Source organism: Kitasatospora sp. MBT66, from assembly GCF_000710405.2.
Taxonomy (GTDB): Bacteria; Actinomycetota; Actinomycetes; order Streptomycetales; family Streptomycetaceae; genus Kitasatospora; species Kitasatospora purpeofusca.
The window spans coordinates 175,554-201,870 of sequence record NZ_JAIY01000006.1; the positions used below are offsets into that span (position 1 = coordinate 175,554).

The 26,317-nt window shown below is 74.2% G+C and carries 22 protein-coding genes; 17 read left to right on the forward strand and 5 right to left on the reverse strand.

The features are described from left to right. Positions 1–96: 96 nt before the first annotated feature. Entirely contained in the window at positions 97–2,607 is a 2,511-nt protein-coding gene (locus BI06_RS13345) for an RNA helicase (RefSeq protein ID WP_043468246.1), read from the reverse strand. A 153-nt stretch (positions 2,608–2,760) separates the two neighbouring features. On the opposite strand from BI06_RS13345, the gene BI06_RS13350 reads away from it, so the two are divergent. Beyond that, positions 2,761–3,957: an 8-amino-7-oxononanoate synthase gene (locus BI06_RS13350; protein ID WP_043468249.1), complete on the forward strand. Its 1,197-nt coding sequence runs from the start codon at positions 2,761–2,763 to the stop codon at positions 3,955–3,957. Positions 3,958–4,067: 110 nt separating this feature from the next. After that, positions 4,068–4,670, forward strand: coding sequence for a hypothetical protein (locus BI06_RS55115; protein ID WP_030395688.1), 603 nt, complete (start codon positions 4,068–4,070; stop codon positions 4,668–4,670). 29 nt (positions 4,671–4,699) lie between these two features. Here BI06_RS55115 and BI06_RS13360 read toward each other — a convergent pair whose 3' ends face one another. The 3 genes from BI06_RS13360 to ligD form a co-directional block, all read right to left on the reverse strand. Then, the gene (locus BI06_RS13360) at positions 4,700–5,623 is read right to left on the reverse strand and encodes an aminoglycoside phosphotransferase family protein (protein ID WP_082558459.1); all 924 of its coding nucleotides are present in this window, start codon (positions 5,621–5,623) and stop codon (positions 4,700–4,702) included. Further along, positions 5,620–6,276, reverse strand: coding sequence for a GNAT family N-acetyltransferase (locus tag BI06_RS13365; RefSeq protein WP_051740971.1), 657 nt, complete (start codon positions 6,274–6,276; stop codon positions 5,620–5,622). Before BI06_RS13365 ends, BI06_RS13360 begins: the two co-directional genes overlap by 4 nt. Positions 6,277–6,382: 106 nt before the next feature. Next, positions 6,383–7,381 carry a non-homologous end-joining DNA ligase gene (gene ligD, locus BI06_RS13370; RefSeq protein ID WP_030395691.1) on the reverse strand — a complete coding sequence of 333 codons (999 nt, stop codon included), beginning with the start codon at positions 7,379–7,381 and terminating at the stop codon, positions 6,383–6,385. Positions 7,382–7,531: 150 nt separating this feature from the next. Between ligD and BI06_RS13375 the strand changes: the two genes are divergently transcribed. Then, entirely contained in the window at positions 7,532–8,593 is a 1,062-nt protein-coding gene (locus BI06_RS13375; protein WP_030395692.1) for an ATP-dependent DNA ligase, read from the forward strand. A gap of 84 nt (positions 8,594–8,677) precedes the next feature. On the opposite strand, the gene BI06_RS13380 is transcribed toward BI06_RS13375, so the two are convergent. Next, positions 8,678–10,141, reverse strand: a complete 1,464-nt coding sequence (locus BI06_RS13380; RefSeq protein ID WP_233290138.1) for a serine hydrolase — start codon at positions 10,139–10,141, stop codon at positions 8,678–8,680. A gap of 280 nt (positions 10,142–10,421) precedes the next feature. Between BI06_RS13380 and BI06_RS13385 the strand changes: the two genes are divergently transcribed. The 14 genes from BI06_RS13385 to BI06_RS46250 form a co-directional block, all read left to right on the forward strand. Further along, a complete protein-coding gene (locus tag BI06_RS13385) occupies positions 10,422–11,351 on the forward strand; it encodes an ATP-binding cassette domain-containing protein (protein WP_051741279.1) in 930 nt (309 codons plus the stop codon). Then, positions 11,348–12,004, forward strand: a complete 657-nt coding sequence (locus tag BI06_RS13390; protein ID WP_043468252.1) for a hypothetical protein — start codon at positions 11,348–11,350, stop codon at positions 12,002–12,004. Before BI06_RS13385 ends, BI06_RS13390 begins: the two co-directional genes overlap by 4 nt. A gap of 425 nt (positions 12,005–12,429) precedes the next feature. Further along, on the forward strand, positions 12,430–13,458 hold the full coding sequence (gene tdh / locus BI06_RS13395) for an L-threonine 3-dehydrogenase (protein WP_030395696.1): 1,029 nt from the start codon (positions 12,430–12,432) through the stop codon (positions 13,456–13,458). Between the two features lie 38 nt (positions 13,459–13,496). Continuing rightward, a complete protein-coding gene (locus BI06_RS13400; protein ID WP_030395697.1) occupies positions 13,497–14,690 on the forward strand; it encodes a glycine C-acetyltransferase in 1,194 nt (397 codons plus the stop codon). A gap of 820 nt (positions 14,691–15,510) precedes the next feature. Continuing rightward, complete coding sequence (locus tag BI06_RS13405) at positions 15,511–16,422, forward strand: LysR family transcriptional regulator (protein WP_030395698.1); 912 nt, start codon at positions 15,511–15,513, stop codon at positions 16,420–16,422. 306 nt (positions 16,423–16,728) lie between these two features. Then, entirely contained in the window at positions 16,729–17,049 is a 321-nt protein-coding gene (locus tag BI06_RS13410; protein WP_030395699.1) for a hypothetical protein, read from the forward strand. 121 nt (positions 17,050–17,170) lie between these two features. Continuing rightward, the gene (locus tag BI06_RS53485) at positions 17,171–17,731 is read left to right on the forward strand and encodes a helix-turn-helix transcriptional regulator (protein WP_369826116.1); all 561 of its coding nucleotides are present in this window, start codon (positions 17,171–17,173) and stop codon (positions 17,729–17,731) included. A gap of 1 nt (position 17,732) precedes the next feature. Beyond that, complete coding sequence (locus BI06_RS13420) at positions 17,733–19,598, forward strand: BTAD domain-containing putative transcriptional regulator (protein WP_043468256.1); 1,866 nt, start codon at positions 17,733–17,735, stop codon at positions 19,596–19,598. Positions 19,599–19,826: 228 nt separating this feature from the next. Further along, on the forward strand, positions 19,827–19,958 hold the full coding sequence (locus BI06_RS54680; protein ID WP_255360214.1) for a hypothetical protein: 132 nt from the start codon (positions 19,827–19,829) through the stop codon (positions 19,956–19,958). Positions 19,959–20,177: 219 nt separating this feature from the next. Continuing rightward, positions 20,178–21,500 carry a glycosyltransferase gene (locus BI06_RS13425; RefSeq protein WP_063794963.1) on the forward strand — a complete coding sequence of 441 codons (1,323 nt, stop codon included), beginning with the start codon at positions 20,178–20,180 and terminating at the stop codon, positions 21,498–21,500. Continuing rightward, the gene (locus BI06_RS55120; RefSeq protein WP_043468258.1) at positions 21,406–22,464 is read left to right on the forward strand and encodes a hypothetical protein; all 1,059 of its coding nucleotides are present in this window, start codon (positions 21,406–21,408) and stop codon (positions 22,462–22,464) included. Before BI06_RS13425 ends, BI06_RS55120 begins: the two co-directional genes overlap by 95 nt. After that, positions 22,461–23,723, forward strand: a complete 1,263-nt coding sequence (locus BI06_RS13435; protein WP_043468260.1) for a radical SAM protein — start codon at positions 22,461–22,463, stop codon at positions 23,721–23,723. The genes BI06_RS55120 and BI06_RS13435 overlap by 4 nt, the downstream gene beginning before the upstream one ends. Further along, on the forward strand, positions 23,720–24,841 hold the full coding sequence (locus BI06_RS13440; protein WP_233290141.1) for a hypothetical protein: 1,122 nt from the start codon (positions 23,720–23,722) through the stop codon (positions 24,839–24,841). Before BI06_RS13435 ends, BI06_RS13440 begins: the two co-directional genes overlap by 4 nt. Then, a partial coding sequence (locus tag BI06_RS46250; RefSeq protein WP_082558554.1) for an MFS transporter occupies positions 24,838–26,317 on the forward strand: 1,480 nt, incomplete at its 3' end. The genes BI06_RS13440 and BI06_RS46250, both read left to right, overlap by 4 nt.

The window sequence follows — 26,317 nt, forward strand, 5'->3', positions numbered from 1 at the left end:
GGCGGGCCGCGGCCCGCCCCTCCCCCGATTCACCGACCGGTCACGGCCCACTGACCGGCCCCGACCAACCGAGGGGCCTGGGCCGCTGACGTGCCGTCAGCCGCCCAGTCGGTCCACGGCGGTGACCCGGACCACCGCGCGGCCCTCCTCGTCCGAGCCGAAGAGGTCGACCTCGGCGCTGATGCCCCAGTCGTGGTCGCCCTCCGGGTCGTCGAAGATCTGCCGCACCCGCCAGGCCGAGTCCTCCTGCTCGATGATCAGCATCTTCGGGCCGCGCGCGTTCGGACCGGTGCTCAGGTCGTCGTACTCGTCCCAGTACCCGTCCATGGCGTCCGCCCAGCGGTCCGCGTCCCAGCCGTACTCGCCGTCCAGCGCGGCCAGTTCGTCGTAGTGCTCCAGTGCGCACAGCTCGACCCGGCGGAACATCTCGTTGCGCACCAGCACCCGGAACGCCCGCGCGTTCGCCGTCACCGGCGCCGGCTTGTCGTCCAGCACCACCTCGGCCGTCTGCGGTCCGGTCGGGTTGGCCAACTGCTCCCACTCGTCCAGCAGGCTGGAGTCGACCTGGCGGACCAGCTCGCCCAGCCAGGCGATGATGTCCTTGAGGTCGTCGGTCTTCACGTCCTCGGGGACGGTCTGCTCCAGCGCCTTGAACGCGCCGGCCAGGTAGCGCAGCACGATGCCCTCGGTGCGGGCCAGCTCGTAGAAGCCGACGTAGTCCGAGAAGGTCATCGCCCGCTCGTAGAGGTCCCGCACCACCGACTTCGGCTGGAGCTGGTGGTCGCCGATCCACGGGTGCGCCCGCTGGTACACCTCGTAGGCGTGGGTGAGCAGCTCCTCCAGCGGCTTCGGGTAGGTGATCTCCTGGAGCCGCTCCATCCGCTCCTCGTACTCGATGCCGTCGCGCTTCATCTCGCCGATGGCCTCGCCGCGCGCCTTGTTCTGCTGCGAGGCGAGGATCTGCCGCGGGTCGTCGAGGGTCGCCTCGACCACCGACACCACGTCCATAGCGAAGGACGGCGAGGTCGGGTCGAGCAGCTCGAAGGCGGCCAGGGCGAAGGTGGACAGCGGCTGGTTGAGCGCGAAGTTCTCCTGGAGGTCCAGGGTGAGGCGCACGATCCGGCCCTCGGCGTCCGGCTCCGGCAGCCGTTCCACCACGCCGCCCTCCAGCAGCGAGCGGTAGATGGCGATCGCGGTGCGGATGTGCCGGCGCTGCGAGGCCCGGTCCTCGTGGTTGTCGGTGAGCAGCTTGCGCATCGCCTCGAAGGCGTTGCCCGGCCGCGCGATCACCGACAGCAGCATCGCGTGGGTCACCTTGAACCGGGAGACCAGCGGCTCCGGGTCGGCGGCGATCAGCTTCTGGAAGGTCTCCTCGGACCAGCCGACGAAGCCCTCCGGCGCCTTCTTGCGGACGATCTTCCGCTTCTTCTTGGGGTCGTCGCCCGCCTTGGCGACGGCCTTGTCGTTCTCGATGACGTGCTCGGGCGCCTGCGCCACCACCTGGCCCACCGTGTCGAACCCGGCCCGTCCGGCCCGTCCGGCGATCTGGTGGAACTCCCGGGCGCGCAGGATCCGCACCCGCTGCCCGTCGTACTTCGACAGCGCCGTGAACAGCACCGTGCGGATCGGCACATTGACGCCCACGCCGAGCGTGTCCGTCCCGCAGATCACCTTCAGCAGACCCGCCTGGGCGAGCCGCTCGACCAGCCGCCGGTACTTCGGAAGCATGCCCGCGTGGTGCACACCGATCCCGTGCCGGACGAAACGCGAAAGATTGCGTCCGAACTTGGTGGTGAAGCGGAAATTCCCGATCAGCTCGGCGATGGCGTCCTTCTCCGCCTTCGAGCACATGTTGATGCTCATCAGCGACTGCGCGCGGTCCACCGCCTCCTTCTGGGTGAAGTGCACGACATACACCGGCGCCTGGCCGGTCTGCAGCAGCTCCTCCAGCGTGTCGTGCATGGTGGTACGGCGGTACTCGTAGAACAGCGGCACCGGACGCGTCGTGTTGCGCACCACCGTCGTCGGCCGGCCGGTGCGCCGGGTGAGGTCCTCCTCGAACCGCCGCACGTCGCCCAGCGTCGCCGACATCAGCAGGAACTGCGCCTGCGGCAGCTCCAGCAGCGGGATCTGCCAGGCCCAGCCGCGGTCCGGCTCCGCGTAGAAGTGGAACTCGTCCATGACCACCTGGCCGACATCGGCCCGGGTGCCGTCGCGCAGCGCGATCTGCGCCAGCACCTCCGCCGTGCAGCAGATGATCGGCGCCGTCGGGTTCACCGAGGCGTCGCCCGTCATCATGCCGACCTGCTCGGTCCCGAACATCTTCACCAGGTCGAAGAACTTCTCCGACACCAGCGCCTTGATCGGCGCCGTGTAGAACGTCCGCTTCCCCTCCGCGAGCGCCGCGAAGTGCGCACCCGCCGCCACCAGGCTCTTCCCCGAGCCCGTCGGCGTCGCCAGGATCACGTTGTTCCCCGACACCAGCTCGATCAGCGCCTCCTCCTGAGCCGGGTACAGCGAGATCCCGCGCTCCTCCGCCCAGGCGGCGAACGTCTCGTACAGCGCGTCGGGCGTGGCGGGCTTCGGCATCAGATCAAGGAGGGTCACCGCCCCATCTTGCCTGCTCGCCGCCACCCCCGGCAAAGCCCGGGCGCACGAACGGGCGGGCCGGGCGACCGCGAGGGCAGCGCCCTCCGCCCGCCGACCGTGTGCCACGGCGCACATTGCCCGGGTCGCGCCGGGCGTGCCAGAGTGCCGGGCATGGTCAACCGCACCGCGCCCGAACCGCGCACCCTCGCTCCCGGCGCCGTCTTCGACTGGCTCGACGAGACCGCGGAGCAGCGGGCGGCGGCCGGGCTCACCAGGACGCTGCGCAGCCGGCCCGCCGACGACCCGGTGCTGGACCTCGCGGGGAACGACTACCTCGGGCTGACCCGCCACCCCGCCGTCACCGGGGCCGCCGCCGAGGCCGCGCTGCGCTGGGGCGCCGGTGCCACCGGCTCCCGGCTGGTGACCGGGACCACCGCGCTGCACACCGAGCTGGAGCAGGAGCTCGCCGACTTCTGCGGGGCCGAGGCCGCGCTCGTCTTCTCCTCCGGCTACACCGCGAACCTGGCCGCGCTCACCGCGCTCACCGACCCGGACACCCTGATCGTGTCCGACGCCTACAACCACGCCTCGCTGATCGACGGCTGCCGCCTCGCCCGGGCGGACGTGCACCGGGCCCCGCACAGTGATCCGGGCGCCGTCGCCGGGATCCTCGCCGGGCGGGAGCGGCCCCGGGCGCTGGTGGTCACCGACTCGGTCTTCTCGGTCGACGGCAACGCCGCCCCGCTCGCCGAACTCGCCGACGTCACCCGGAGGTTCGGGGCCGCGCTGCTCGTCGACGACGCGCACGGCCTGGGCGTCCTCGGCCCCGGCGGCAGCGGTGCCCCGGCCGCCGCCGGTGTCGCCGGTGCGCCCGACCTGGTCACCACGGTCACCCTGTCGAAGTCGCTCGGCTCCCAGGGCGGCGCCGTGCTCGGCCCCCGCCGGGTGGTTCGCCACCTCACCGAGACCGCCCGCACCTTCATCTTCGACACCGGTCTCGCCCCCGCCGCCGCCGGTGCCGCCCTCGGCGCGCTGCGGCTGCTGCGCGCCGAACCCCACCGCGCCGAGCGCGCCCGGGAGGTGGCCCGCAGCCTGTCCGCCCGCCTCGCCGCCGCCGGCCTGCACGCCTCCGCCCCCGATGCGGCCGTGGTGTCCGTCCGCGCCCCGGGCCCCGAGGCCGCCGTCGGCTGGGCCGCCGACTGCCGCCGGGCCGGGCTCGCCGTCGGCTGCTTCCGCCCCCCGTCCGTCCCGGACGGCATCTCGCGGCTGCGGCTGACCGCGCGCGGCGACCTGACGGACGAGCAGATCGCCGAGGCCGTCCGCGTCGTCGCCGCCACCGCCCCGGAGGGCGCCCGCGCGGTCGGGTGACGCCCCGGCCCGGACGGGGACGAACAACTCGCTTGTGGCAAAAGGCTGCTGACGGTGCGTCGGGCTGCCATCATGGGCGCGTCGGACGGCCGGTGACGGAGGCGGGGATCATGAGCGAGCAGATCGTCACGGCCCTGCTGTCCGGGCTCGTTGCCCTGGTGGTGGCCGCCGTCGGCGCGGCACTGACCCTCGCGCAGCAGCGGCGGGAACGGGCCGGGTGGCTGACCGACCTCAAGTCCGGCTGGGCACTGGATCTTCACAAGGTCAGGCTGGAGTCCTACCCGGAGGCCTTCCGGATCCTGGGCGGGCTGTCGCACGCCGCCGGTTCCCCGCTCACCCCGGAGGCGGCGGGGCGGGTGGCGGCGGCGCTCAACGGCTGGTTCTACGGGCCGGGCGGCATGTGCGCGACCGCCACCGCCCGGGGCGCCGTCCTCGGCCTGCGGCACTGCTGCCGGACCTGGGAGCGGGAAGGCGGTCGGCGTCCCGAGGAGCTCTACGGGTGGCGAGACCTGGCGGTGGCGGCCCTCCGCCGGGACCTCGACCTGTCCGGCCTGGAGTCGTACGACTTCCAGCCGGGTTCCACGATCCTGTCGGACCTCCGGCGGGAGCTCAAGGACGCGGAGAACCACCGCCCGTCGCCCTCGACGGGCGGCGGACCCGGGATCGCCGGGCGTCCCGGTCCGTCCCCCCGCCGAGGCCCGTCCGCCCGCTGAGGCCCGTCCGCCCGCTGAGGGAGGCCCCGCTACAGCCCCGCCAGCTCCCGCAGGAACACCGTGCCGGCGTCCCCACGGCCGGCGGCGACGCGCGGGGCGGCGATCAGGACGGCCGCCGCCCGGCACCAGGCGAGGACGCGGTCGGCGTCCGCGCCCGCGACCAGGTCGGTCAGCTCCGAGATCCGGTCGGACAGCGCCGCCCGGTCGGCCACGCCGTCGAGGGCCCAGTCGACCAGGTCGAAGTCCGGGTCGCCCAGGCAGGCGCGCGGGTCGATCGCCACCGGACCGGCCGGGCCGAGCAGCGCGTTGGCCGGGTGCAGGTCGCCGTGGACCAGCCCGAGCGGGGCGCCGTCGCCGGTCAGCTCGCGGGTCAGGGCCCGGGCGTCCGCCGTCGACACACCGGGGGCCCGCCGCTCGGTGAGGTCGAACAGGAAGTCCAGCCGCTCCGCCAGGGACGGGAGGGCGGCACGGGACGGCGCGGGCACCGAGCGCAGCCCGGTCAGCATCCCCGCCACCTCCGCCGGCCGCCAACCGCGCTCGCGCAGCGTCGTCCCCGGCCGGACGTCCGCCAGCAGCAGCGCCCCGGCCCCGACGTCCTCCGCCAGCAGCCCCACCACCGAGGGCACCTCCCGCCACGCGGTCAGCGCCACCGCCTCCTGCCGGGCCACCTCGGTGTCCGGCGTCAGCTTGAGCCACACCGCGGCACCGTCGGCCGGCCGCTCGCAGCGGAACACCCGCGACGTGCCGCCCCCGCCGGCCGCCCGTACCGCCAGGCCCCAGCGCCCGGCCAGCTCGTCCACCAGCCGCGGCAGCTGTGCGCACCACTCCCGGGCGCCGGGCCCGAAGCGGGTCACCAGCCGGTCCCGCACCTCCTCGGGGACGGCGGCGAGGGCGGCGAAGCCGGCCGTTCCGGAGGCAGCGTCGGCCGTCCCGGCGGTGCGGTCGGCGGTCACGGCCGCCCCACCACCAGCAGCGTCTCCGCGCCCACCGGCCGGTAGCCGGCGGCCTGGAAGGCCCGCACGCTGGTCGCGTTGCCCGGCGCCTGCTGCGACCAGACCACAGCACCGTCCGGGACCAGGTGCCGGGCCGCCAGCGCCAGCGCCCGGCCCAGGCCCCGGCCGCGGGCCGCCGCACCGACCTCGATCGCACACTCCCAGCGCCCGGCGACGCCGCGCCCCAGCACCAGGACCCCGCTCCCGCCCTCGGCCTCGAAGACCCGCACGTCGTCGCGGTAGCGCAGCGCCCGCACCACCCGGGGATGCTCCCGGTCCTCGACCGGGGCGAGCGGCAGCGGCGGCTCGCCGGGCAGGCGGTCGGCCACCGTCAGCAGGTCGATGTTGCCGTTCTCCCGTCCGGTGCGGCGGGCGAACGCGCTCAGGAACGGCGGGCACAACGGCGCGGCCAGCGGGTCGCTCGGCGTGGCCGCCAGCGTCGCCCGCACCCAGTCCGGGTCCTCGTCGGTGAACACCACCGCGTGCGCGGAGAACGACAGCACCCCCGCCTCGCGCGGCGACGGCTGCGGCACCACCGTCACCGACCCGTCCGACGGCGGGAACACCCCGCTCCCCGCGTCCGCCAGAATCTCCCGCAGCCCCCGTGCAGCCATCGTTCCCCGCCCCTTGGTGATCTTCTTGGTGATCTTCGTGGGCGATCAGCCTACGTGATCACGTCACACCCGGAGCGGGGTGCTCCCACGGGGCCGGGTCCTGCGCTCAGGTCTTCTTCCGGGCCCGGCTCGGCTGCACCCGGGTCGGCTCGCCCGCCGCCTTCGGATGGTCCGGCGGATACGGCAGCTCGCCGTGCGCGCCGTCCGCGACCTGCCGCTCGTACAGCTCCAGCAGCGCCTCCAGCCGGAACGCCTCGTCCTGCATGCCCGCGTGCGGATCGCCCACCTCCGCGAACCGGGCGGGCACCGTCCGCAGGTCGAAGTCCTCCGGCAGCGCGTCGTCCAACTCCTCCCACAGCAGCGGCGTCGACGCCGTCGCCCGGGGCCGGGCCCGCAGCGAGTAGGCGGAGGCGATCGTCCGGTCCCGCGCCATCTGGTTGTAGTCGACGAAGATCCGCTCCCCGCGCTCCTCCTTCCACCACGCCGTGGTCACCCGCCCCGGCAGCCGCCGCTCCAGCTCCCGGCCCAGCGCGATCACCGCGTGCCGCCCGTCGGTGAACGTCCACTCCGGCACCAGCGGCACGTACACGTGCACCCCGCGCCCGCCCGAGGTCTTCGGCCACCCCCGCAGCCCGTGCTCCTCCAGGACGGCCCGCAGCTCGTGCGCGACCCGCACCGAGTCCCGGAAGTCCGTGCCCGGCTGCGGGTCCAGGTCGATCCGCAGCTCGTCCACATGGTCGGTGTCCGAGCGGCGCACCGGCCACGGGTGGAAGGTCAGACAGCCGAGGTTCGCCGCCCACAGCACCGCCGCCGGCTCGGTCGGACAGATCTCGTCCGCCGACCGCCCGCTCGGGAAGGCGATCCGCGCGGTCGGCAGCCAGTCGGGCAGGCCCTTCGGGGCCCGCTTCTGGTAGAAGAACTCGCCCTCCACCCCGTCCGGGAACCGCTGCAGCGTGGTCGGCCGGTCCCGCAGCCCGCGCAGCACCCCGTCCGCGACCGCGAGGTAGTACTCGGCGACGTCCAGCTTGGTGAAGCCGCGCTCCGGGAAGTACACCTTGTCGGGGTTCGAGAGCCGGACGGTGCGTCCGGCGACATCCAGTTCCACGGCAGAGCCCATGCCACTCACGCTAAGCGCGCGCCGCCCGCCGCGCCTGTCCTGACCTGGGCGCGCGTACCTACCTGGGTGCTCGTGAGGCCCGCGTGCCGCCCGCGCGCCGCCGCGCGTGCGGACCGCGTCGGCGCGAGGATCGGAAGCATGGACCTGCCCGTGATGCCGCCCGTCGCCCCGATGCTCGCCAAGTCCGTCGCCAAGATCCCGCCCGGCATGCAGTACGAGGCCAAATGGGACGGCTTCCGCGCCATCGTCTTCCGCGACGGCGACGAGATCGAGATCGGCAGCCGCACCGGCAAACCCCTCACCCGCTACTTCCCCGAACTCGTCACGGCCCTGCGCCGCGAAACACCCCCGCGCTGCGTCCTCGACGGCGAGGTGGTCATCGCCCGCGACGGCCGGCTGCGCTTCGAGGAACTCCTCGAACGCATCCACCCCGCCGCCAGCCGGGTCGAACTGCTCGCCGAACGCACCCCCGCCTCCTTCGTCGCCTTCGACCTGCTCGCCCTCGGCGACGAATCCCTCCTCGACCGGCCGCTCGCGGCCCGCCGCGCCGCCCTCGAAACGGCCCTCGCCGACGCCGCCGACCCCGTCTTCACCGCCCCCGCCGCGACCGACCGCGACCTCGCCGAGACCTGGTTCGCCCAGTACGAGGGCGCCGGACTGGACGGCATCGTCGCCAAACCCCTCGACCAGCCCTACCGGCCCGGCGAACGCACCATGTACAAGATCAAGCACGAGCGCACCGCCGACTGCGTGGTCGCCGGCTACCGCGAGCACAAGAGCGGACCCGTCGTCGGCTCCCTGCTGCTCGGGATCCACGACGCCGAGGGCCGCCTCCAGCACGTCGGCGTCTGCGCCGCCTTCAGCATGGCCCGCCGCAGCGAACTCGCCGAGGAACTCGCGCCGTTGCGCACCACCGACCTCGCCGGCCACCCCTGGGGCGCCTGGGCCGACGAGGCCGCCCACGCCGACGCCAGACTCCCCGGGGCGCAGAGCCGCTGGACCGGGAAGAAGGACCTCTCCTGGGTGCCGCTGCGCCCCGAACGCGTCGTCGAGGTCGCCTACGACCACATGGAGGGCACCCGCTTCCGGCACACCGCGCAGTTCCGGCGCTGGCGCCCGGACCGGGCGCCGGAGAGCTGCACGTACGAGCAGTTGGAGGAGCCGGTCTCCTACGACCTGGCGCGGGTGCTCGGGGGCTGACCGCCCCTTGGCACCCGCGCCGGGTCACGCACCCGCGCCAGGTCACGCCCGCCAGGTCACGCCCGCCCGGTCACGCCCGCCAGGTCACGCTGTCGAAGGCACCGGCGGCGTCACCGAGGTCGACACCGACGCGTCCGCCGTCGCCGAGGGCTCGTCCCCGCCCGCCGGGGCCGCCGGCAGGTCGTAGACGTTCCCCGGCGAGACGACCTCCGTGATCGCCTTCGCGAACAGCGTCGACGGCGCCGACCCCTTGTACGTGATGTCGGTGTTCAGCAGCACCACCAACGAGGCCTGCGCGGACGGCAGATACACCACCACCGTCTGGTAGCCCGGCAGCGAGCCGTTGTGCCCGATCCACCCGTGGTTGTAGAACACCCCCAGCCCGTACCAGGTGTCCGGCACCGCCGAGGGCTGCGGCTGGAGCCGCTGCGCCTGCGTCTGCGGAGTCAGCAGCGTGCCGGTGGCCAGCACCTTGGCCCACTTCTTCATGTCCGCCTGGTCCGAGATCATCGCCCCCGCCGCCCAACCCCAGGACGGATTCCAGTCGGTGGCGTCCGCGATCGTCCCGTCCGCGGTCTGGTTGGTGTAACCCTGGGAGTGCGGCTGCGGGAACGCGTTCGTGGTCGGGAACACCGTCCGGCCCAGGTCCGCCGGGTCGAACACCTCCTTCTTCAGGAACTCGCCGAGCGGCTGCCCGCCCAGCTTCTCGATCACCTTCCCGATCAGCACCGTGTTGGTGTTGGAGTAGTCGAACTCCGCCCCCGGGGCGAAGTTCACCGGGTGCTTGAACGCGTACGCGAGCAACTGGTCCGGCGTGAACGAGCGTTGCGGGTCCGCCTGGAGCGCCGCCACGAAGTCCTCGTCCTGGGTGTACGAGAACAGGCCGCTGCGCATGTCGGACAGCTGGCGCAGGGTGATCGTGTCACCGTTCGGCACGCCCGAGACGTACTTGCCGATCGGGTCGTCCAGCCCCGCCTTGCCCTGGTCCACCAGCCGCAGCAGACCGGTGACGGTGAAGGTCTTCGTCTCGCTGCCGATCCGCATGTTCAGCCCGGTCACCATCGCCGTGCCCGCGACCTTGTCGGAGACACCGAAGGCCTTCAGGTACTCGCCCTGCGGCGTCGACAGGTTGACGATCACCCCCGGCACCGAGGCCTCCGTCAGCACCCGCTGCACCGCGGTGTCCAGCCGGGCCGTCACGTCCGGCGTCAACGGCAGCGCGGTCGGGCCCGCGGAGCCGCCCGAGGACGTGGTGGGAGTGGTCGGGGAGGGGCTGAGCAGCGTCGCGCTCGCGCTCGGGCCCGAAGCCGAGGCCGAGGGGCTGAGCGCCGCCGGGACGGCCGTCACCGCCCCGGCCGCCGGGGAGCCGGCGGAGGAGCCGCCCGAACAGCCGGCCGAGGCCAGCAGCCCGGCCAGCGCCAGCGCGACTGCCGCCGGGGCGGGCCGGGCCGAGGCCGCCCGGGCCGTAGCCGCGCGGGTCGTACCCGGACGGGCCGCGGCCGGGCGGCGTGGGGTCGTGGCTCGGGCCGTCGTCACACGATTCGGCACGCGGTCGTGATTCGTCATCGTCGAGGCGCCTCTCTGGGCAGGACGGACCCGGAGCACCGCTCCACGGGCCCGCAAGGGGGAGCGATCGCCACCGTATGCGCCGGTCACCGGCACCGCGCGCCCTGCGGCCACCCGCTGGCCCGAACGGACCCACCCGTCAGCCACCCGGCCCGGCCCCGGTCGCGCCACCACCGGATCGGCCCGCACCATATCCGCCCCCTACCGGCCGCCGCGTAAGGTGCCCACCGCCCGACCGACGGAGGGGAACACCGAGGTGCTGCTGCACTGCGAAGCCGTAGGCAAACGCTACGGACGGGGCCGCTGGATCCTGCGCGACGTCGACCTGGACCTCGCACCCGGCGACGTGCTCGCCGTCGTCGGCGCCAACGGCTCCGGCAAGTCCACCCTGCTACGGATCCTGGCCGGCCTCACCCGCCCCACCGCCGGCCGCCGCACCGGAACGGCCACCGCCCAGGGGGCCTCCGTCGGCTACGTCCCCGACCGCTTCACCGCCCACGAACGCCTCACCGCCATGGCCTACCTCACCCACCTCGGACGCATCCGCGGCCTGCCCACCGCCACCGCCCGGGACCGCGCCGGCCGACTGCTGGACCGCCTCGCCCTCGCCGGCGGCCCGGACGCCCCGCTGCGCACCCTCTCCAAGGGCAACGCCCAGAAGGTCGCGCTCGCGCAGGCCCTGCTCGTGCCGCCCGACCTGCTCGTCCTCGACGAACCGTGGTCCGGCCTCGACGCCTCCGCCCACACCGCGCTCGCCGGGATCCTCGCCGAGACGGCCGCCGCCGGCGGGGCGGTGGTGTTCACCGACCACCGCGAGGCCCTCGCCCGGACGCACGCCACCGCCGTGCACACCGTCGCCGACGGACGGGTCACCCGCCACGCCGACCCCGGCCCGGGCGCGCCCGTGGTGGTTGTCCTCACCCGCCGGGGCGGCCCCGACCTCCCCGGTGTTCTCGACCTTCCCGGCTTTCTCGACCTTCCCGGTTTTCTCGACCTTCCAGGTGTCCTCGCCGCCGAGCGCCACGGGGCCGAACTCCACCTGCGGGTCGACCGGTCGAGGACCGACGCCGTCCTGCTCGCCGCACTCCGCGACGACTGGTCCGTGCAAGCCGTCACCCGGCCCGCGCCCGAACCGGCCCCCGCTGCGGCCGAACCGGCGCCCGCACCCACCCCGAGGACCACCGCCCGATGACCGCCCTCGTCCGCTACCGGCTCACCACCCTGCTGCTCTCCCAGCGCTACCTCGCCCCGCTGCTCCTGTTCGCCGCCCTCGTCACCGTGCTCACCAGCAACGACACCGGTCCGCTCACCGCCGCCCACGCTGCCTCCGGCCTGGCGATGCTGCTCGCCGCGACCTGGCTCACCATGGCGCTGGCCGGGCTCGACGACCCGCCCCACCGGGCCGTGCTGACGGCCGCCACCGGCGGACACCGGCGCCTGACCACCGGGACCGTCCTCGCCGCGCTGGCGGCCTGCCTGCCCCTCACCGCCCTCGGCCTGCTCCTGCCGCTGCTCGTCGGCGACCACAGCCCCACCGCCGCCGACCTGCTCCTGGGCGTCGAGGTCCAGCTCACCTGCGCCTGCACCGGCGCCGCCGTCGGCCTGCTCACCGCCCGGCCGGTGGTCCGGCGACAGGGGCACGGACTGCTGCTCGCCCTCGCGCTGCTGCTCGTCCTGACCCTCGGCAAGGGCCTGCCGCCGGTGAACCTCCTGCTCACCCGGCTCTCCGGCCACCACCGGTCGGCGGACCTGGTCGGCTCCACCGCGCTGCTGCTCGCGCTCGCCGCCGTTCTGCTCGGGACCGCGGCGGTGGTCGGGCACGCCGTCGCCGTCCGGCGGGACTGACCGGACCGGGCCGGACCGGGCCGGGACTGACCGGGACTGACCGGACCGGCGTGGACCGGCGTGGACCGGCGTCGGCGGCCCGGGTCGGGTCGCGGTCCGGCGGGGCCGCCGGGCGGGCGCTCCGTGCGCCCCGAACGCGCCCCGCGCGCTCCGCCGTCGGGGTGCCGACCGGCACGCCGCGACCGGCCCCGGGCGCAGCTCGGGCACGATCGTTCAGCCCAGCTGTCGCGGCCCTTAAGAATTCCTCGATGGACCGCACCCCCTCCGACCAGGCAGATTTCTGCCTGCCCGGATTACGGACGCCAGGACCGACACCAGGACCCCGGCCCCGTCACCACCCTCCGGCCCTCCCGGGGGCCGCCACCGCCGGGCCTCGTCGGCCTGCCCACACCAGGCCGCCCCACCGTGCGTCAGGAGCCACCGCCGTGAAGGCACTCGTCAAGCAGAAGGCCGAGCCGGGACTCTGGCTGATGGACGTCCCCACCCCGGCGATCGGCCCCGGCGAGGTGCTCATCAAGGTGCTGCGCACCGGCATCTGCGGTACCGACCTGCACATCCGCAAGTGGGACGGCTGGGCGCAGCAGGCCATCAGGACCCCGCTGGTGCTGGGCCACGAGTTCGTCGGCGAGGTCGCCGAGCTCGGTGCCGGCGTCGCGGACATCGCCGTCGGCGACCTGGTCAGCGGCGAGGGCCACCTGGTCTGCGGCAAGTGCCGCAACTGCCTGGCCGGCCGCCGCCACCTCTGCCGCAACACCGTCGGCCTCGGCGTCAACCGCGACGGCGCCTTCGCCGAGTACGTCGCCCTGCCGGCCTCCAACGTCTGGGTGCACCGGGTCCCCGTCGACCTCGACGTCGCCGCGATCTTCGACCCGTTCGGCAACGCCGTGCACACCGCGCTGTCCTTCCCGCTGGTCGGTGAGGACGTGCTGGTCACCGGTGCCGGCCCGATCGGCATCATGGCCGCCGCCGTCGCCAAGCACGCCGGCGCCCGCAACGTCATGATCACCGACGTCTCCCCGTACCGCCTCGACCTCGCCCGCAAGGTCGGTGTCACGCTGGCGCTCAACGTCGCCGAGCACACCATCGAGGAGGGCCAGCAGAAGCTCGGCCTGCGCGAGGGCTTCGACGTCGGCCTGGAGATGTCCGGCCGGCCCGAGGCGATGCAGTCGATGATCGCCAACATGACCCACGGCGGGAAGATCGCCATGCTGGGCCTGCCCGCCGAGCAGTTCCCGATCGACTGGGCCTCCGTCGTCACCTCGATGCTCACCATCAAGGGCATCTACGGCCGGGAGATGTTCGAGACCTGGTACGCGATGTCCGTCCTCCTGGAGGGCGGCCTCGACCTCAGCCCCGTGATCACCGGTCGGTACGCCGCCACCGACTTCGAGGCAGCCTTCGACGAGGCGGCCGGCGGCCGCTGCGGCAAGGTCATCCTCGACTGGACCGCCTGAGCACCCTCGCCGATCCGACGATCCTTTTAGGAGCAGCTGTGTTCGACAACGTGCGCGACGAGGTCGCCGCCACCCTCGAAGAGATCCGTGAGGCCGGCCTCTTCAAGCCGGAGCGCGTCATCGGCAGCCCGCAGAGCGCCGCCGTCACCGTCACCGCGGGCGGCACCCCGGGCGAGGTCCTCAACTTCTGCGCCAACAACTACCTCGGCCTCGCCGACCACCCCGAGGTGCTCGACGCCGCCAAGGACGCGCTCGACCGCTGGGGCTACGGCATGGCGTCCGTCCGCTTCATCTGCGGCACCCAGGACGTGCACAAGCAGCTCGAGGACCGCCTCTCCGCGTTCCTCGGCCAGGAGGACACGATCCTCTACTCGTCCTGCTTCGACGCCAACGGCGGTGTCTTCGAGACCCTGCTCGACGAGCGCGACGCCGTCATCTCGGACGCCCTCAACCACGCGAGCATCATCGACGGCATCCGGCTCTGCAAGGCCCGCCGCCACCGCTACGCCAACCGCGACCTCGCCGACCTGGAGCAGCAGCTCAAGGAGAGCCAGGACGCCCGCCGCCGCCTGATCGTCACCGACGGCGTCTTCTCGATGGACGGCTACGTCGCCCCGCTGCGCGAGATCTGCGACCTCGCCGACCGCTACAACGCCATGGTCATGGTCGACGACTCGCACGCCGTCGGCTTCGTCGGCGCGGGCGGGCGCGGCACGCCGGAGCTGCACGGCGTCATGGACCGGGTCGACATCATCACCGGCACCCTCGGCAAGGCGCTCGGCGGTGCCTCCGGCGGCTACGTGGCCGCGCGTCGGGAGATCGTCGCGCTGCTGCGCCAGCGCTCGCGCCCGTACCTGTTCTCGAACTCGCTCGCGCCGGTCATCGCGGCCGCCTCGCTGAAGGTCCTGGACCTCGTCGAGAGCTCGAACGAGCTGCGGGAGCGGCTGGCGGCGAACACCGCGCTGTTCCGTTCGAAGATGACCGAGGCGGGCTTCGAGATCCTGCCCGGGGACCACCCGATCGCGCCGGTGATGATCGGCGACGCGGCGAAGGCGGGCCGGCTCGCCGAGCTGCTGCTGGAGCGCGGCGTGTACGTGATCGGCTTCTCGTACCCGGTCGTCCCGCACGGCCAGGCCCGGATTCGGGTCCAGCTCTCCGCCGCGCACACCACCGAGGACGTCGAGCGCGCCGTCGCCGCCTTCGTGGACGCGCGCGCCGCGCTGGGGGAGTAGCTCCCGCGCTGTTGCGCTTGCCGCAACCGCCGGCTACCGCTGTGACCGCCGTGACGCTGTGACCGCTGCGTCCGTTCGTCCGCCGCGTCACTCACGCGGTGGCGGTCGCCGGGAACGGCCCCTTGCCGGGCCCGTTCCCCCTCGATCGCCCGTGGCACGTCCGCTCGGAACCGGACGTGCCACGGGCTCCAGAACCGCTGTGCGGTGTCGGCGGGGCCGGCCCCGCCGACATCGCACAGCACCAAGACCACCTGCCCCACCCTCCCGCCGCGGGAGTGGGAAGTCGGCCCGACCGACTTCCCACTCCCGTTCGCGGTTTCCGGGGCCGGTCGGCTCCGTGCCGGTGGCGCGGCTCGGTGCGGAGGTGTCCGGCACCGGGCTGTGCTTCGTCGGGCTCGCCCTTCCGCTCCCTCGTTCTGGTCCTCTTCGGGCGCGCCTTCGCTTTCTCCCCGCTCCACTGCTGCTGTGCCGCTGTGCCGCTGTGCCGCTGTGCCGCTTCGCCTCACCGCACTCTTTCCCCGCTCTCCCTCCCCGCTCCGCACTTTGCAAAGTCACACTTTGCAAAGTGCGGGAAGGAGCGTCGAGGAGGCTGTGCGCCCGGGAATCAAGGGGATCGCCTCTCGTTGCACTTTGCAAAGTGTGACTTTGCAAAGTGCTGGGGGCGGGGATCCGGGGCGAGGGGCAGGGGGTCGCCGGAGTACTGCGTGCGGTGTTGCCGGGAGTGGGAAGTCGGCGGGGCCGACTTCCCACTCCGTAGTCCCTCGCGACCGGTTCGTCACCCCCGCCCCGGCAGTCCCATCGACGCTGGCAGAATTGGTCTGTGATCGACGCGAGACGGCTGCGGACCCTGCGAGCGGTGGCGGACCACCGGACGGTGACCGCCGCGGCGGCCGCGCTCTACCTCACCCCCTCCGCCGTCTCGCAACAGCTGGCCGCCCTGGAGCAGGAGACCGGCCACCACCTGCTCGCCCGCGAGGGCCGTGGCGTGCGGCTCACGGCGGCCGGGGAGATCCTGCTCGGTCACGCCGACGCCGTCCTCGCCCAGCTCGAACGGGCCGAGGCCGACCTCGCCGCCTACAGCGCCGGCGTCTCCGGCGAGGTCACCGTGGCCTCCTTCGCCACCGGCATCTCGCTCGTCCTCGCGCCCGCCATCGGCACCCTCGCCACCCGTGCCCCCGGTGTCCGGCTCAAGGTGCTCGACGCCGAGGGCGACGCCAGCCTGCCGATGCTGCTCGACGGTCGCGCCGACCTCGCCGTGGCAGTCGAGTACCGCGGCGCCCCGCGTGCCGACGACGCCCGGCTCACCCGCGTCCCGCTCTACGCCGAGCCCTTCGAGGCCGTTCTCCCGCTCGCCCACCCGCTGGCCGCCGCAGAGGGGCCGGTCGCGATGGCTGACCTCGGCGACGAACCGTGGATCGGCCCCTATCCGGGCAACCCGTGCCACGACGTGGTGCTGCTGGCCTGCGAGCATGCCGGTTTCCAGCCGCGCCTGGTGCACTCCTCCGACGACTTCCGCGCCGTCGTCGCCCTCGCCTCGGCCGGTGCCGGCGTGGCTCTGGTCCCGCGCTCGGCCCTTCTCGGCGTAGACCTGGCCCGGGTCGCCGTCCGCCCCGTCGACAGTGCCCTCGCCACCCGCCGGGTCTTCGCCGCCGTCCGCGCCGGTGCCGACGGCCACCCGCTCATCCGCCCCGTCCTCGACGCCCTCGCCGAAGTCGCTCCGGCCACCCTCTGACCTCGCGGGGCGCCGCCGGGGAGGCGGCGCCCCGGCAGTCCTCCGCACTTTGCAAAGTGCACTTTGCAAAGTGCGAACAGGGGCCGGAGGTGTCGGCGTGGGTGACCCGCGGCTCGCGCCGGCCGAGGGGTGACGGGCGAGGGTCGAGGAGCGAGGGCCGAGGGGTGGCCAGCGATGGGTGGCGGGTCGCCGGCGGTGGACGATGAACGATGAGATGACGAACGGCGGTCGACGGAAGACCAACGACCGCCGACCGCCGACCGCCGACGGCCGACGGCCGATCGACGACAGGACGGGTGGTGCCAGGTGGGGTTCCTCGGGGAGAGCTGGCGGTTGGTGCGGGAGGGGGAGGTGCTCGGTGAGATCGTGATCGACGAGGCGGACTTCCCGTGGCTGCACGGGCGGTTCGTGCCGACGGCGGCGTTCGGTGCGGTGCGGGCGTGGTTCGAGGAGTCGTTGGCGCTGCTCGACGCGGAGGAGTACGAGCGGTTCGACGTGAGCTACGAGCGGATCGCGGGCGCGCTGTCGCTGGTGGCACCGGCGGGGCCGGTGGCGGAGTTCCTGCTGCACGTCGACGGCGGGCGCGCATGGTTCCGGTGGAGCGACGAGCCGTTCGACGAGGCCTGACCGCCGCTCCCGGGCGTGCTGTTGGCATCATCCGGGCACGTTCGACCTCTTGCCGGTGTCCGACGGGAGCGTCAGCATGAGGGCACCGCAGTGGTGTGCCGCCGGAGGGGGGATCCCGTCGATGGGTGGTGGAGATCCGGTGTGTCCGGCGTGCGGAGCGCCACGCGCGCCGGGGGTACCGCTACCGCCGGCGGCGGCGCTGCCGCTGACCCGGGAGCTGACGCCCCGGGAGCGCACCGTGCTGCAGCTGTTGGGCCTCGGGTACGACAATCGCTCGATAGCCTACGAACTCAATATCAGTGAGCGCACCGTCAAACGGTTCGTCACCGCCATTCTGGCGAAACTGGGACTCCGGTCAAGACTGCAGGCCGGACTGCTCGCACTGATTCTCGCGACCTCCCCCGCCGAAGGCGGTTTCTGGCCCAAAGGTCTCATGGACGGCGTCCCGGGCGGCGGTGATGATGATCTGGCATCCGAGAAGGAGGGGACCATGACATTCGACGCCCTCGCCGCCCTCCGGCAGGCGGGCAACCCGGTCGACCTGCTGACACTGGAGCAACGGGACGTGCTGTCCCGGCTCAGCGAGGACGAGGTCGCTGTCCTCAATTCCGTGAAACAGCGGCTCGACGCTGTTTCGGACGCCGAGGTGGAAGGGCATTCCTTCGTCATCAAGTTGGCGTGAGATGGCGGTCAGATTCGGGATTCTCGGGCCGCTGCACGTGCTGGAGAACGGTCGGGCCGTCGATCCGGGATCACGGAAACAACAGATTCTCCTGGCGGCGCTGCTGTCCCACGCGAATACCCGGGTGTCGGCCGACTCCCTGGTCGAGGCGCTGTGGGACGACGCGCCGCCGCGTACCGCCCGGAAGAACCTCCAGGTGTACGTCTCGGGGCTGCGCCGACTGGCCGGTCCCGAGTCCGGCCCGGACACTTCCTGTCCCGGCTCCGGCACGGGACACGCAACCGCCCTCGGGGCCACCCGGATCAGCCACCAGGCCGGCGGCTACGTCCTGCACACCGCCGAGGGGGAGCTCGACGCGCTCCGCTTCGAACAGCGGGCCAGGGCAGGGGCGTTCACCGAGGCCCTGGAGCTGTGGCGCGGCTCGGCGCTCGACGGGTTCCGGGACGTCCCGCTGATCGACAGTGCCGCGCAGCGCCTCGACCGCCGCTTCCTCGGTGTGTTCGAGGACTGGCTGGACGCCGAACTCGCCGCCGGGCGCGGGGCGGAGGCGATCGAGCGAGCCACCGAGACCGCGCAGCGGCACCCGTTGCGCGAACGCCTGCGGATGCTGCAGATGACCGCCCTGTGCCAGGCCGGCCGCCGCTCCGAGGCGCTCGCCGTCTACGACGAGCTGCGGCAGACGCTGGCCCATGAACTCGGCCTGCCGCCGAGCCCGGCCCTGGCGCGCTTCTACCGTTCGCTGCTCTGCGAGGCCGGCCCCGTCCATGCGCGGCCCGCGCCGCCCGCCGAGCTGCGGCCGCCGCCTCCGCGCCCGCACCGGGTGGCGGCGCCGAACCTGCTGCCCACCGACCCGCCCGCGTTCACCGGCCGCGCGGCCCCCGTGCGCCGGCTGGCCGAGGTGCTCACGGGTGGCGCCGGCCGGCTGGCGGTGGTGACCGGACCGCTGGGCGCGGGCAAGACCGCGCTCGCCGTCCACACCGCGCACCGATTGGCCGAACAGTTCCCGGACGGCCGGCTGTTCGTCCGGCTGCGCGGGGAGGACGGCCGCCCCCGCCCGCTGGACGACGTCCTGCGCCAGCTGCTGGCGGCCACCGCCTGCGCCGAACGGGACGGTCCGACCGGCGCGCCGCCCGCCGCGGAGTGCTCCGACCCGCGCTGGGCCTGGCAGTTGTGGCTGACCGGGCGCCGCGCGCTGGTGGTCGTCGACGACGCCCGCCGGGAGTCCGAGGTCCGGCCACTGCTGCCGGAGGCGGGGGAGAGCGCCGTCGTGGTCACCGCCAGGCCCGGGCTGATCGGCCTGGAGGGCGCCCACCGGGTCTGGCTGCCACCCTTCACCGCGGACGAGGCGGTGGAGTTCCTGGGTCGGACGATCGGCGCCGAACGGGTCGACGCGGACCGGGAGTCCGCCGCCCGGATCGTCCGGGCGACCGGACTGCTGCCGCTCGGGGTCAGGCTGGTCGCCGACCGGCTGGCGTTCCTGCGGCACGTCCCGTTGGGCGAGTACGTCGCGCGGCTGGGCGGCGGCCGGGCGCTGCTGGACGAGCTGTGCGGGGGCGATCCGCTGGTGCGGGTGCGTCTGGCCGAGTCGGTCGGCGAACTGCCGGAGGCCGCGCACTGGGCGGTGCTGCGGCTCGGCCTGCTGGCCCGTCCGGTGTTCACCCTGGACCGGGCGGCCGCGGTGCTGGACTGCGATCCGGGGACGGCCGTGCGGGTGCTGGAGGACCTCCTGGAGGCCAGCCTGCTCACCGTCGCCGACGCGGAGGGGCTCGCCCACACCGTGCGGTACGAGATGCCGGCGCTGCTGTACGCGTACGCCCGGGAGCGGGCCGGCCGGACCGCCGACCGGGTGCCGGTCCACCTCCACTGAGCGAGCCGGGTGCACGGGGCGGACGGGACGAAGGGGAAGCGCGTGGCGCACGGGTGCGGTGGGCCGCCGGTCCGGAGCCGGAGTGAAGAGCCAGGAGCGAAGAGCAGAACGGCATATGACCAACCGTCATACCGAAATCGAACCGCCGCCTAATCGCCGCCATACCGGGGATCCCTACGTTTCTCCCGGGCCGGCGTAGCGGACGCCGCACTGCAGAGGGAGGTCAGCATGAGTGACTCCATCAACCCGGAGCCGACCGAGGCCGAGGACGAGGTCGACGTCGTGGCGCACGGCATCGACGTCGAGGACGACGGCGTCGTCGACGACATCTGTGTGATCAACAACAGTTCGGCGATGTGACGTTGTCGCAGCCGGTCGTCGAGTCACGACGTCATGACCTGGTGACCTTGTGACCTTGTGACCTGGTGACTTTGTGACGTCATGGCGTCACGACGCCCGAGCGGGTCATCCGCCACCGGCCCGAGCCGCCGGCGGCCGGGTGGCCCGTTCGGCCGGTCCCGCCGACCGCCGCGCCCCGACCGCCGCGCCCCGACCGCAGCCCCCTGGCCCGGAGGCCCCGTGAACATCCTGCTCTGCCCGCTCAGTGACGGCGGCTACCTCTACCCGACGCTCGCCGTCGGGCGCGAACTGCGGCGCCGCGGCCACCGGGTGTCGGTGCTGGGCCGCGCCACCGCCGCGCCGTTCGCGGCCGAGGCCGGCCTGCCGTTCGCGGCGGCGGAGGAGTTCGGCGGCGAGCGGGCCTTCTCCGCCGCCCGCTGGGGCGTCATGGGTCTCGGGCAGTACCGGGCGACCGTGCGCGCCGCCCGGCAGGCCCGGGCCGACCTGCTGGTGACCTCCGTGCTGTGCAACGGCGCACTGCTCGCCGCCGAGACGCTGGACGTACCGGTGGTCGTGATCGGACTCTCGATCCACCTGTGGACCTACCGCTCCGGGGGCGAGGGCGAGCCGCAGTACGGCCGCAGCCGGGAGAACCGGACCCTGGAGACGATGGCGCTCTACGACGCGACCCGGGAGGAGGCCGGTCTCTCCGCCCGGCCGTCCCGTCGGCCGCGGGCGACGGTCGCGGCGGCCGCCGCCGGCGGCCCGGAGGACTCCCCGCTGCTCGGTGACGCGCTCCTGCTCCGGGGGGACCCCGAACTGGAGCACCCGGGAGCGGAGTTGCCGCCACGGGTGCACCAGGTCGGCCCGCTGTCCTGGGAGCCGGCCGCCGACCCGGGCGAACTCGCCGCCGTGGACGCCGCGTTGGCGCGCAGTAGCAAGCCGGTCGTCTATGTGCACCTGGGTCGCTTCTTCGGCGGCGGCACTCCGTGGCCACGCCTCAACGCGACCTTCACCGGCGGCCGTTACCAGGCCGTCGTGGAGCAGGGCCGGACCGCCGAGCCGTGCCCGGCCCCGGACGCCGACATCCTGCTCGTCCGCAAGCCCTGGCTGGGTCCGCTCGTCGACCGGGCCGGGCTGGTGCTGACCGCCGGCACCTCGGCGCCGGTGCTCGGCGCCCTGCTGCGCGGCCGACCGCTGGGCGTCACCCCCAACGGCTCCGAACAGCCCGTCCTCGCCGGTGCGTTGCTGCGGGCCGGCGCGGCCGTCCACCTCCCGCGAACGGGGGAGCCGGACCAGGCCGGGCTGGTGGACGCGGCCTGGCGGGACGACCGGCTGCGTTCCCACGCCCAGCGCCTCGGCCGACGGCTCGCCGACGCCGCCGCGGACGGCCCCCGCCGAGCCGCCGACCTCGTCGAGCAGACCGCCCGCACGTCCGACCGGCAGCCCGCAACCTCAAGGGAGAACCATGGGTACTCGATCAGCCGCCCCGGACCTCGCGGCCGTGGAGAGCCTCTCGGCGGGCGCGCGGCGGTGGATCGGTCGGCACTGCGGCTTTCTTGACGAGCCGGCGGGCCGGGCCGAACTGCCGGTGACCCCCCGGGTCAAGGCGCTGCTGCAACTCGCCCTGCTGTACCGCTGCTGGGCGAGGGCCACCGGGGCTGCCGGGGCCACCGGCACCTCCGGCACCTCCGGGGCCGACCGGACTGCGGAGGCCGTCCGACCGCGGCCCCCGGACCCCGACCTGGCCGCCGTCGCCGCGACCGTCGAGCAGGTCTGGCGCAGCCCCGACCACCCGCCGCTGCTCACCGTCGAGCCGCGCTACGCCCGGCAGTTCCAGCTCATGTACGGCGCGCTCGCCCCGGCCGGCCTGGACGCCGACGGCCCGCACCGGGCGGCCCTCGCCGAAGGGGTCGCGGGCGACCTCCTGACGCCGCGCCGCAAGTCGCCCTTCCTGCACCTGGAGACCCGCTACTACGCCGAACTGGCGGACGTGAAGCACCAGTTGCTCGACTACCCGGAGCTGTACCGGATCAGCCGGCTGGCCGCGCACGCCGACGGTCAGCCGCTGGCCGAGCTCGACGTCTGCAATGTGACCCACACCGTCTTCCACCTGGCCGACTTCGGCTTCCGGGACCCGGGCCTCGGCGAGGCCGATCTCGTCCACGCCCGCGACCGGGTCGAGCGCCTCACCGAGGAGTCCGTCCGGCGCGGCGAGTGGGACCTCACGGGCAAGCTCGTCCTCGCGCAGCACTGCCTCGGCCTCGACCCGCTGACCACGCCCTCGGGCGCGGCTGCTCTGCGCCTGCTCGCCGAGGCCCAGTCGCCGGAGGGGGCCTTCCCCGGCCGCTCCGCCACCGACCGGGTGCCGGACGACGCGACGGCCGTCCACCTCTTCCGGAAGTCCTACCAGTCCACGCTGGTGGTGGCACTGGCGACGGTGATCCTCCTGCGCCCACGCGCGTCCGCGTCCGGCGAACGGCCGCCGACGGCGTCCGCCGCCCCGGTCCTGGGCGGTGCCCGATGAACCGGACGAGCGCGAGTAGCCCGACGGCCCCGAGCAGCCCGACGAGAGCGCCGGCCCCGACCAGCCCGCCGGCCCCGCCCCCCGTCGCCGCCACCGGCGCCCGCCTCCTCCAGGGCGAGCGCAACTGGTGGTTCCTCGGCCCCGGCGGTGGCCTCGCCCGGCTGCGCCCCGGCCAGTTGACCGAGGACGGCACCCTGCGCCCCGGCGCCGAACGCGGCCTGCGCGAAGCCGGCCTGCTGACCGCCCCGGCCCCGCGCAGCTACGCCCTGACCGTGCTGACCAGCACCCACTGCAACCTCGGCTGCGGCTACTGCTTCCAGAACACCGCTCAGGACAGCGCCGGCGGCAGCCGCCCGCCCCGGATCGCCCGCAAGCGGCTGACCTCGCGGACCATCACCGAGATCCTCGATTTCACCGACCGGCAGATGGCCGCCGCCGAACTGGCGAAGCTCCGCATCCTGCTGTTCGGCGGCGAGCCCCTGCTCAACCCGCGCGGCTGCCTGGAACTCCTCGAACGGGCCGCCGACCACGGTCTCGCCTCCGCCTGGATGATCTCCAACGCGACCCTGCTCACCCCGGCGCTCGCCACCGGGCTCGCCGACCGGGGCCTGCGCTCCGTCCAGGTCACCTTCGACGGCGACCGCCCGGACCACGACCGGATCCGGATCCGCCGCTCCGAGGGCAGCGGCACCTTCGACACCATCGTCGGCAACCTCGCCCGCGCCTCCGAGGCCTCCCCACTGCGCTGGATCTTCCGGGTCAACGTCTCGCAGGAGACCTACCAGGGCGTCGACAGCCTGCTCGACCGGCTCGCCGCCGCGCTCGACCCGGCCCGCTGCACCATGTACTTCGCCCAGGTGGGCGATGTCGGCGTGGGCTACGGCAACGACCTCCGGCACACCCGCGACCTCTCCGCGCGCTTCACCCGCTGGCAGCGCCGCGCCCTCGACCTCGGTCTCGGCGTGACCCGCCCGCAGGCCCACCGGCCCTGCGCCACCTGCGGACACGGGGACGGCCGGTACGGCGCGGTGGTGAGCGCCGACGGCACCCTCGCCAGCTGCTGGGAGACGGCGGGCAAACCGGACTGGGAGGTCGGCACCGTCTCCGGCGGCTACCTGCCGGGCGCCCTCACCCGGGACCGCTGGGTCGGCTGCGAGGACCTCTACCGGCGGGACGAGGACCGGCGCACACTCGCCGCGTTCCACGACACGGTCGACGCCGCGCTGCTCGACTACCTGGACGAGACGGGGCGCCTGTGAGCACGACACCCGGCCTCCGCGCCGGCCCCGTCCCCGCCGGTTCCGGTCCCGGTCCCGCCGTTCCCGTCCCCGCCGGTCCCGGTCCCCGTCACCCGGAGGACGGCGCGCCCGGCCACGGCCTGGAGCGGCTCGGCGCCGGCACGCTCGGCTGGATCGGCCGCCACCTCGACCACTTCGACCCGTTCGCACCCGCCCGCGGCGCCGTCCGCACCCCCGACCCCGGTGGCGCGCACCGGCCCGCCAAGGCCGCGCTGGAACTCGCGCTGCTCACCCACTGCTGGACCCGCCTCGACCCCGGCGACGACCCGCGCCGGGCCGAGGCGACCGTCCGGGTCCGCGCCATCTGGTTGCACCCCGGCTTCCCGCGCCTGCTCACCGCCGAGCCGCGCGGCGCCACCCAGTACCGGCTGGCCTGCGCCGCCCTGGCACCCGCCGGGACCGAGGACGCGCCGTTCCGCGCCGCCCTCGCCCGGCTCACCGCCGCCGACCTCGCCCCGGCCGGGCGCTCGCCCTACCAGCGGCTCGAACTGCGCTACTACGCGGACAAGGCGGGGGTGGCGCACGCCGTCGAGTCCTACCCGGAGCTCGCCCGGCGCAACGTCCTGGTCACCCTGCCCGCCACCGCCCTCGCCCGGGCCCGGCGCCGGGACGTGCAAAGCGCACAGGACGCGCAGAACGCCCAGGGCATCACAACACCCCGTCCCGACGAACCGCCGGTGACCGTCCCCGAGGCGTACGCCCTCACCCACTCCGCCTTCTACCTCAGCGACTTCGCCCGCACCGGCCCCGGACTGCCCGACGGCGCGGTGGCCGACGCGGCGGCCCTGACCGGACGGCTGCTCGACCACTGCGTCCGGCACGACTGGTGGGATCTCGCCGCCGAACTCGTCATGACCCAGGTCTGCCTGGGCCTGGACCCGACGGGCACGCCCGAGGGCACCGCCGCCCTCGCCTGCCTGGCCCGCGCCCAGCGCCCGGACGGCTCCATCCCCGGCCGGTCCGCCGCCACCCGCGCGAGCACCGCCGACCCGGCCGCCGAGTACTTCGCCAAGGCGTACCACACCACCCTGGTGACGGCCCTGATGACGCTGCTGCTCGGAACGGGGCGCACCCCGTGACCGCCCTCGGCAGGCTCCGGCCGACCCTCATCAACCCCACCTACACCCGGCTCTGGTTCGGTCAGGCGGTCTCCTCGGTCGGGGACGCGGTGTTCAGCACCACGCTCGTGCTCTGGGTGGCGACCGTGCTGGCGGAGGGGAAGTCCTGGGGCCCGCAGGCGGTCAGCGGCGTCGTCCTGGCGACCAGCGCGGCCGTGATGTTCGTCGGGCCCTTCGCCGGGGTCTTCGTCGACCGCTGGGACAAGCGCGCCACCATGCTCGGCACCGAGGTGCTGCGCGGCGCACTGGTCGCCGTCCTGACCGCCGTCGCCTTCGTGCCGACCCGGGAGCTGCCGGCGGGCGTCTGGCTGGCCCTGATCTATGCGATCGTGCTGGTGCTCAACGCGGCCAGCCAGTTCTTCACCCCGGCCCGGTTCTCGATCATCGCGGAACTCGTGACGGACGAGGCCGACCGGGCCAGGGCAGCCGGCATCGCCCAGGCGACCGGGCAGACCGCCTGGATCATCGGCCCGCCGCTCGCCGCGCCGCTGCTGTTCGCGGTGGGCCTGCAGTGGGCGCTGCTGTTCAACGCCCTCTCGTACCTGGTGTCGTACATCGCCATCAGCTCGGCGGACCTGCGGCCGGTGAACCCCGCGCGCACCGCGCCGACAGCCCCGAGGACCGGCAAGCCCGCCCAACGCCCCGGCCTGTTCAAGGACTTCGCCGAGGGTCTGCGCTTCTTCGCCCGCAACCGGTTCCTCGTCGCGCTGCTGCTGCTCACGGTCATCGGCCAGCTCGGGATGGGCGCCCTGAGCACCCTGAACATCTTTTTCGCCACCCGGAACCTGCACGTCTCCGCCGAGTCGTACGGCTACCTCGGCATGGCGCTCGGCATCGGCGGGATCGCGGGCGCGCTCGCCGCCGGGCGGGTGGTGCAGTGGATCGGCGCCCGCCGGACGACCTGGATCGGCCTGATGGCGAGCGGCGGGCTGCTGGTGCTGTACTCACGGCAGACCGGCTTCCCGGCGGCCGTGACGCTGCTGTTCGTCTTCGTGGTGCCGATCACCATGCTGAACACCGCGATGGCACCGCTGCTGCTCGCCGCCACCCCGCAGGAGTTCCGGGGCCGGGTGATCTCGGTGTTCTACCCGGTGACCCGGCTCGCGGCGATGCTGACGGCGGTGCTGTCCGGCTGGTTGGCGGGCAGCGGGCTGCGGGACTTCTCGGGCTCCTTGGCGGGGCTGCGGTTCGGCCCGATCGACACGATCTTCGCGGTGTCCGGGCTGGTGGTCGTGCTCGCCGGGGTCTACGCGCGGGTGGGCCTCCCGGCGAGCGGGGCGGCCCCGACTCCCGCACCCGCCCACGCACCCGGCGCGGCCGCACCCGAGGCCGAACCGGCGCGCGAGCCCGCGGCCATGGCCGTCGAGGCGCACGGGGAGGTACCCGGGGAAGCACCGGGGGAGACGCCCGCCGAGAATCCGACCGACCCCGCCGCCC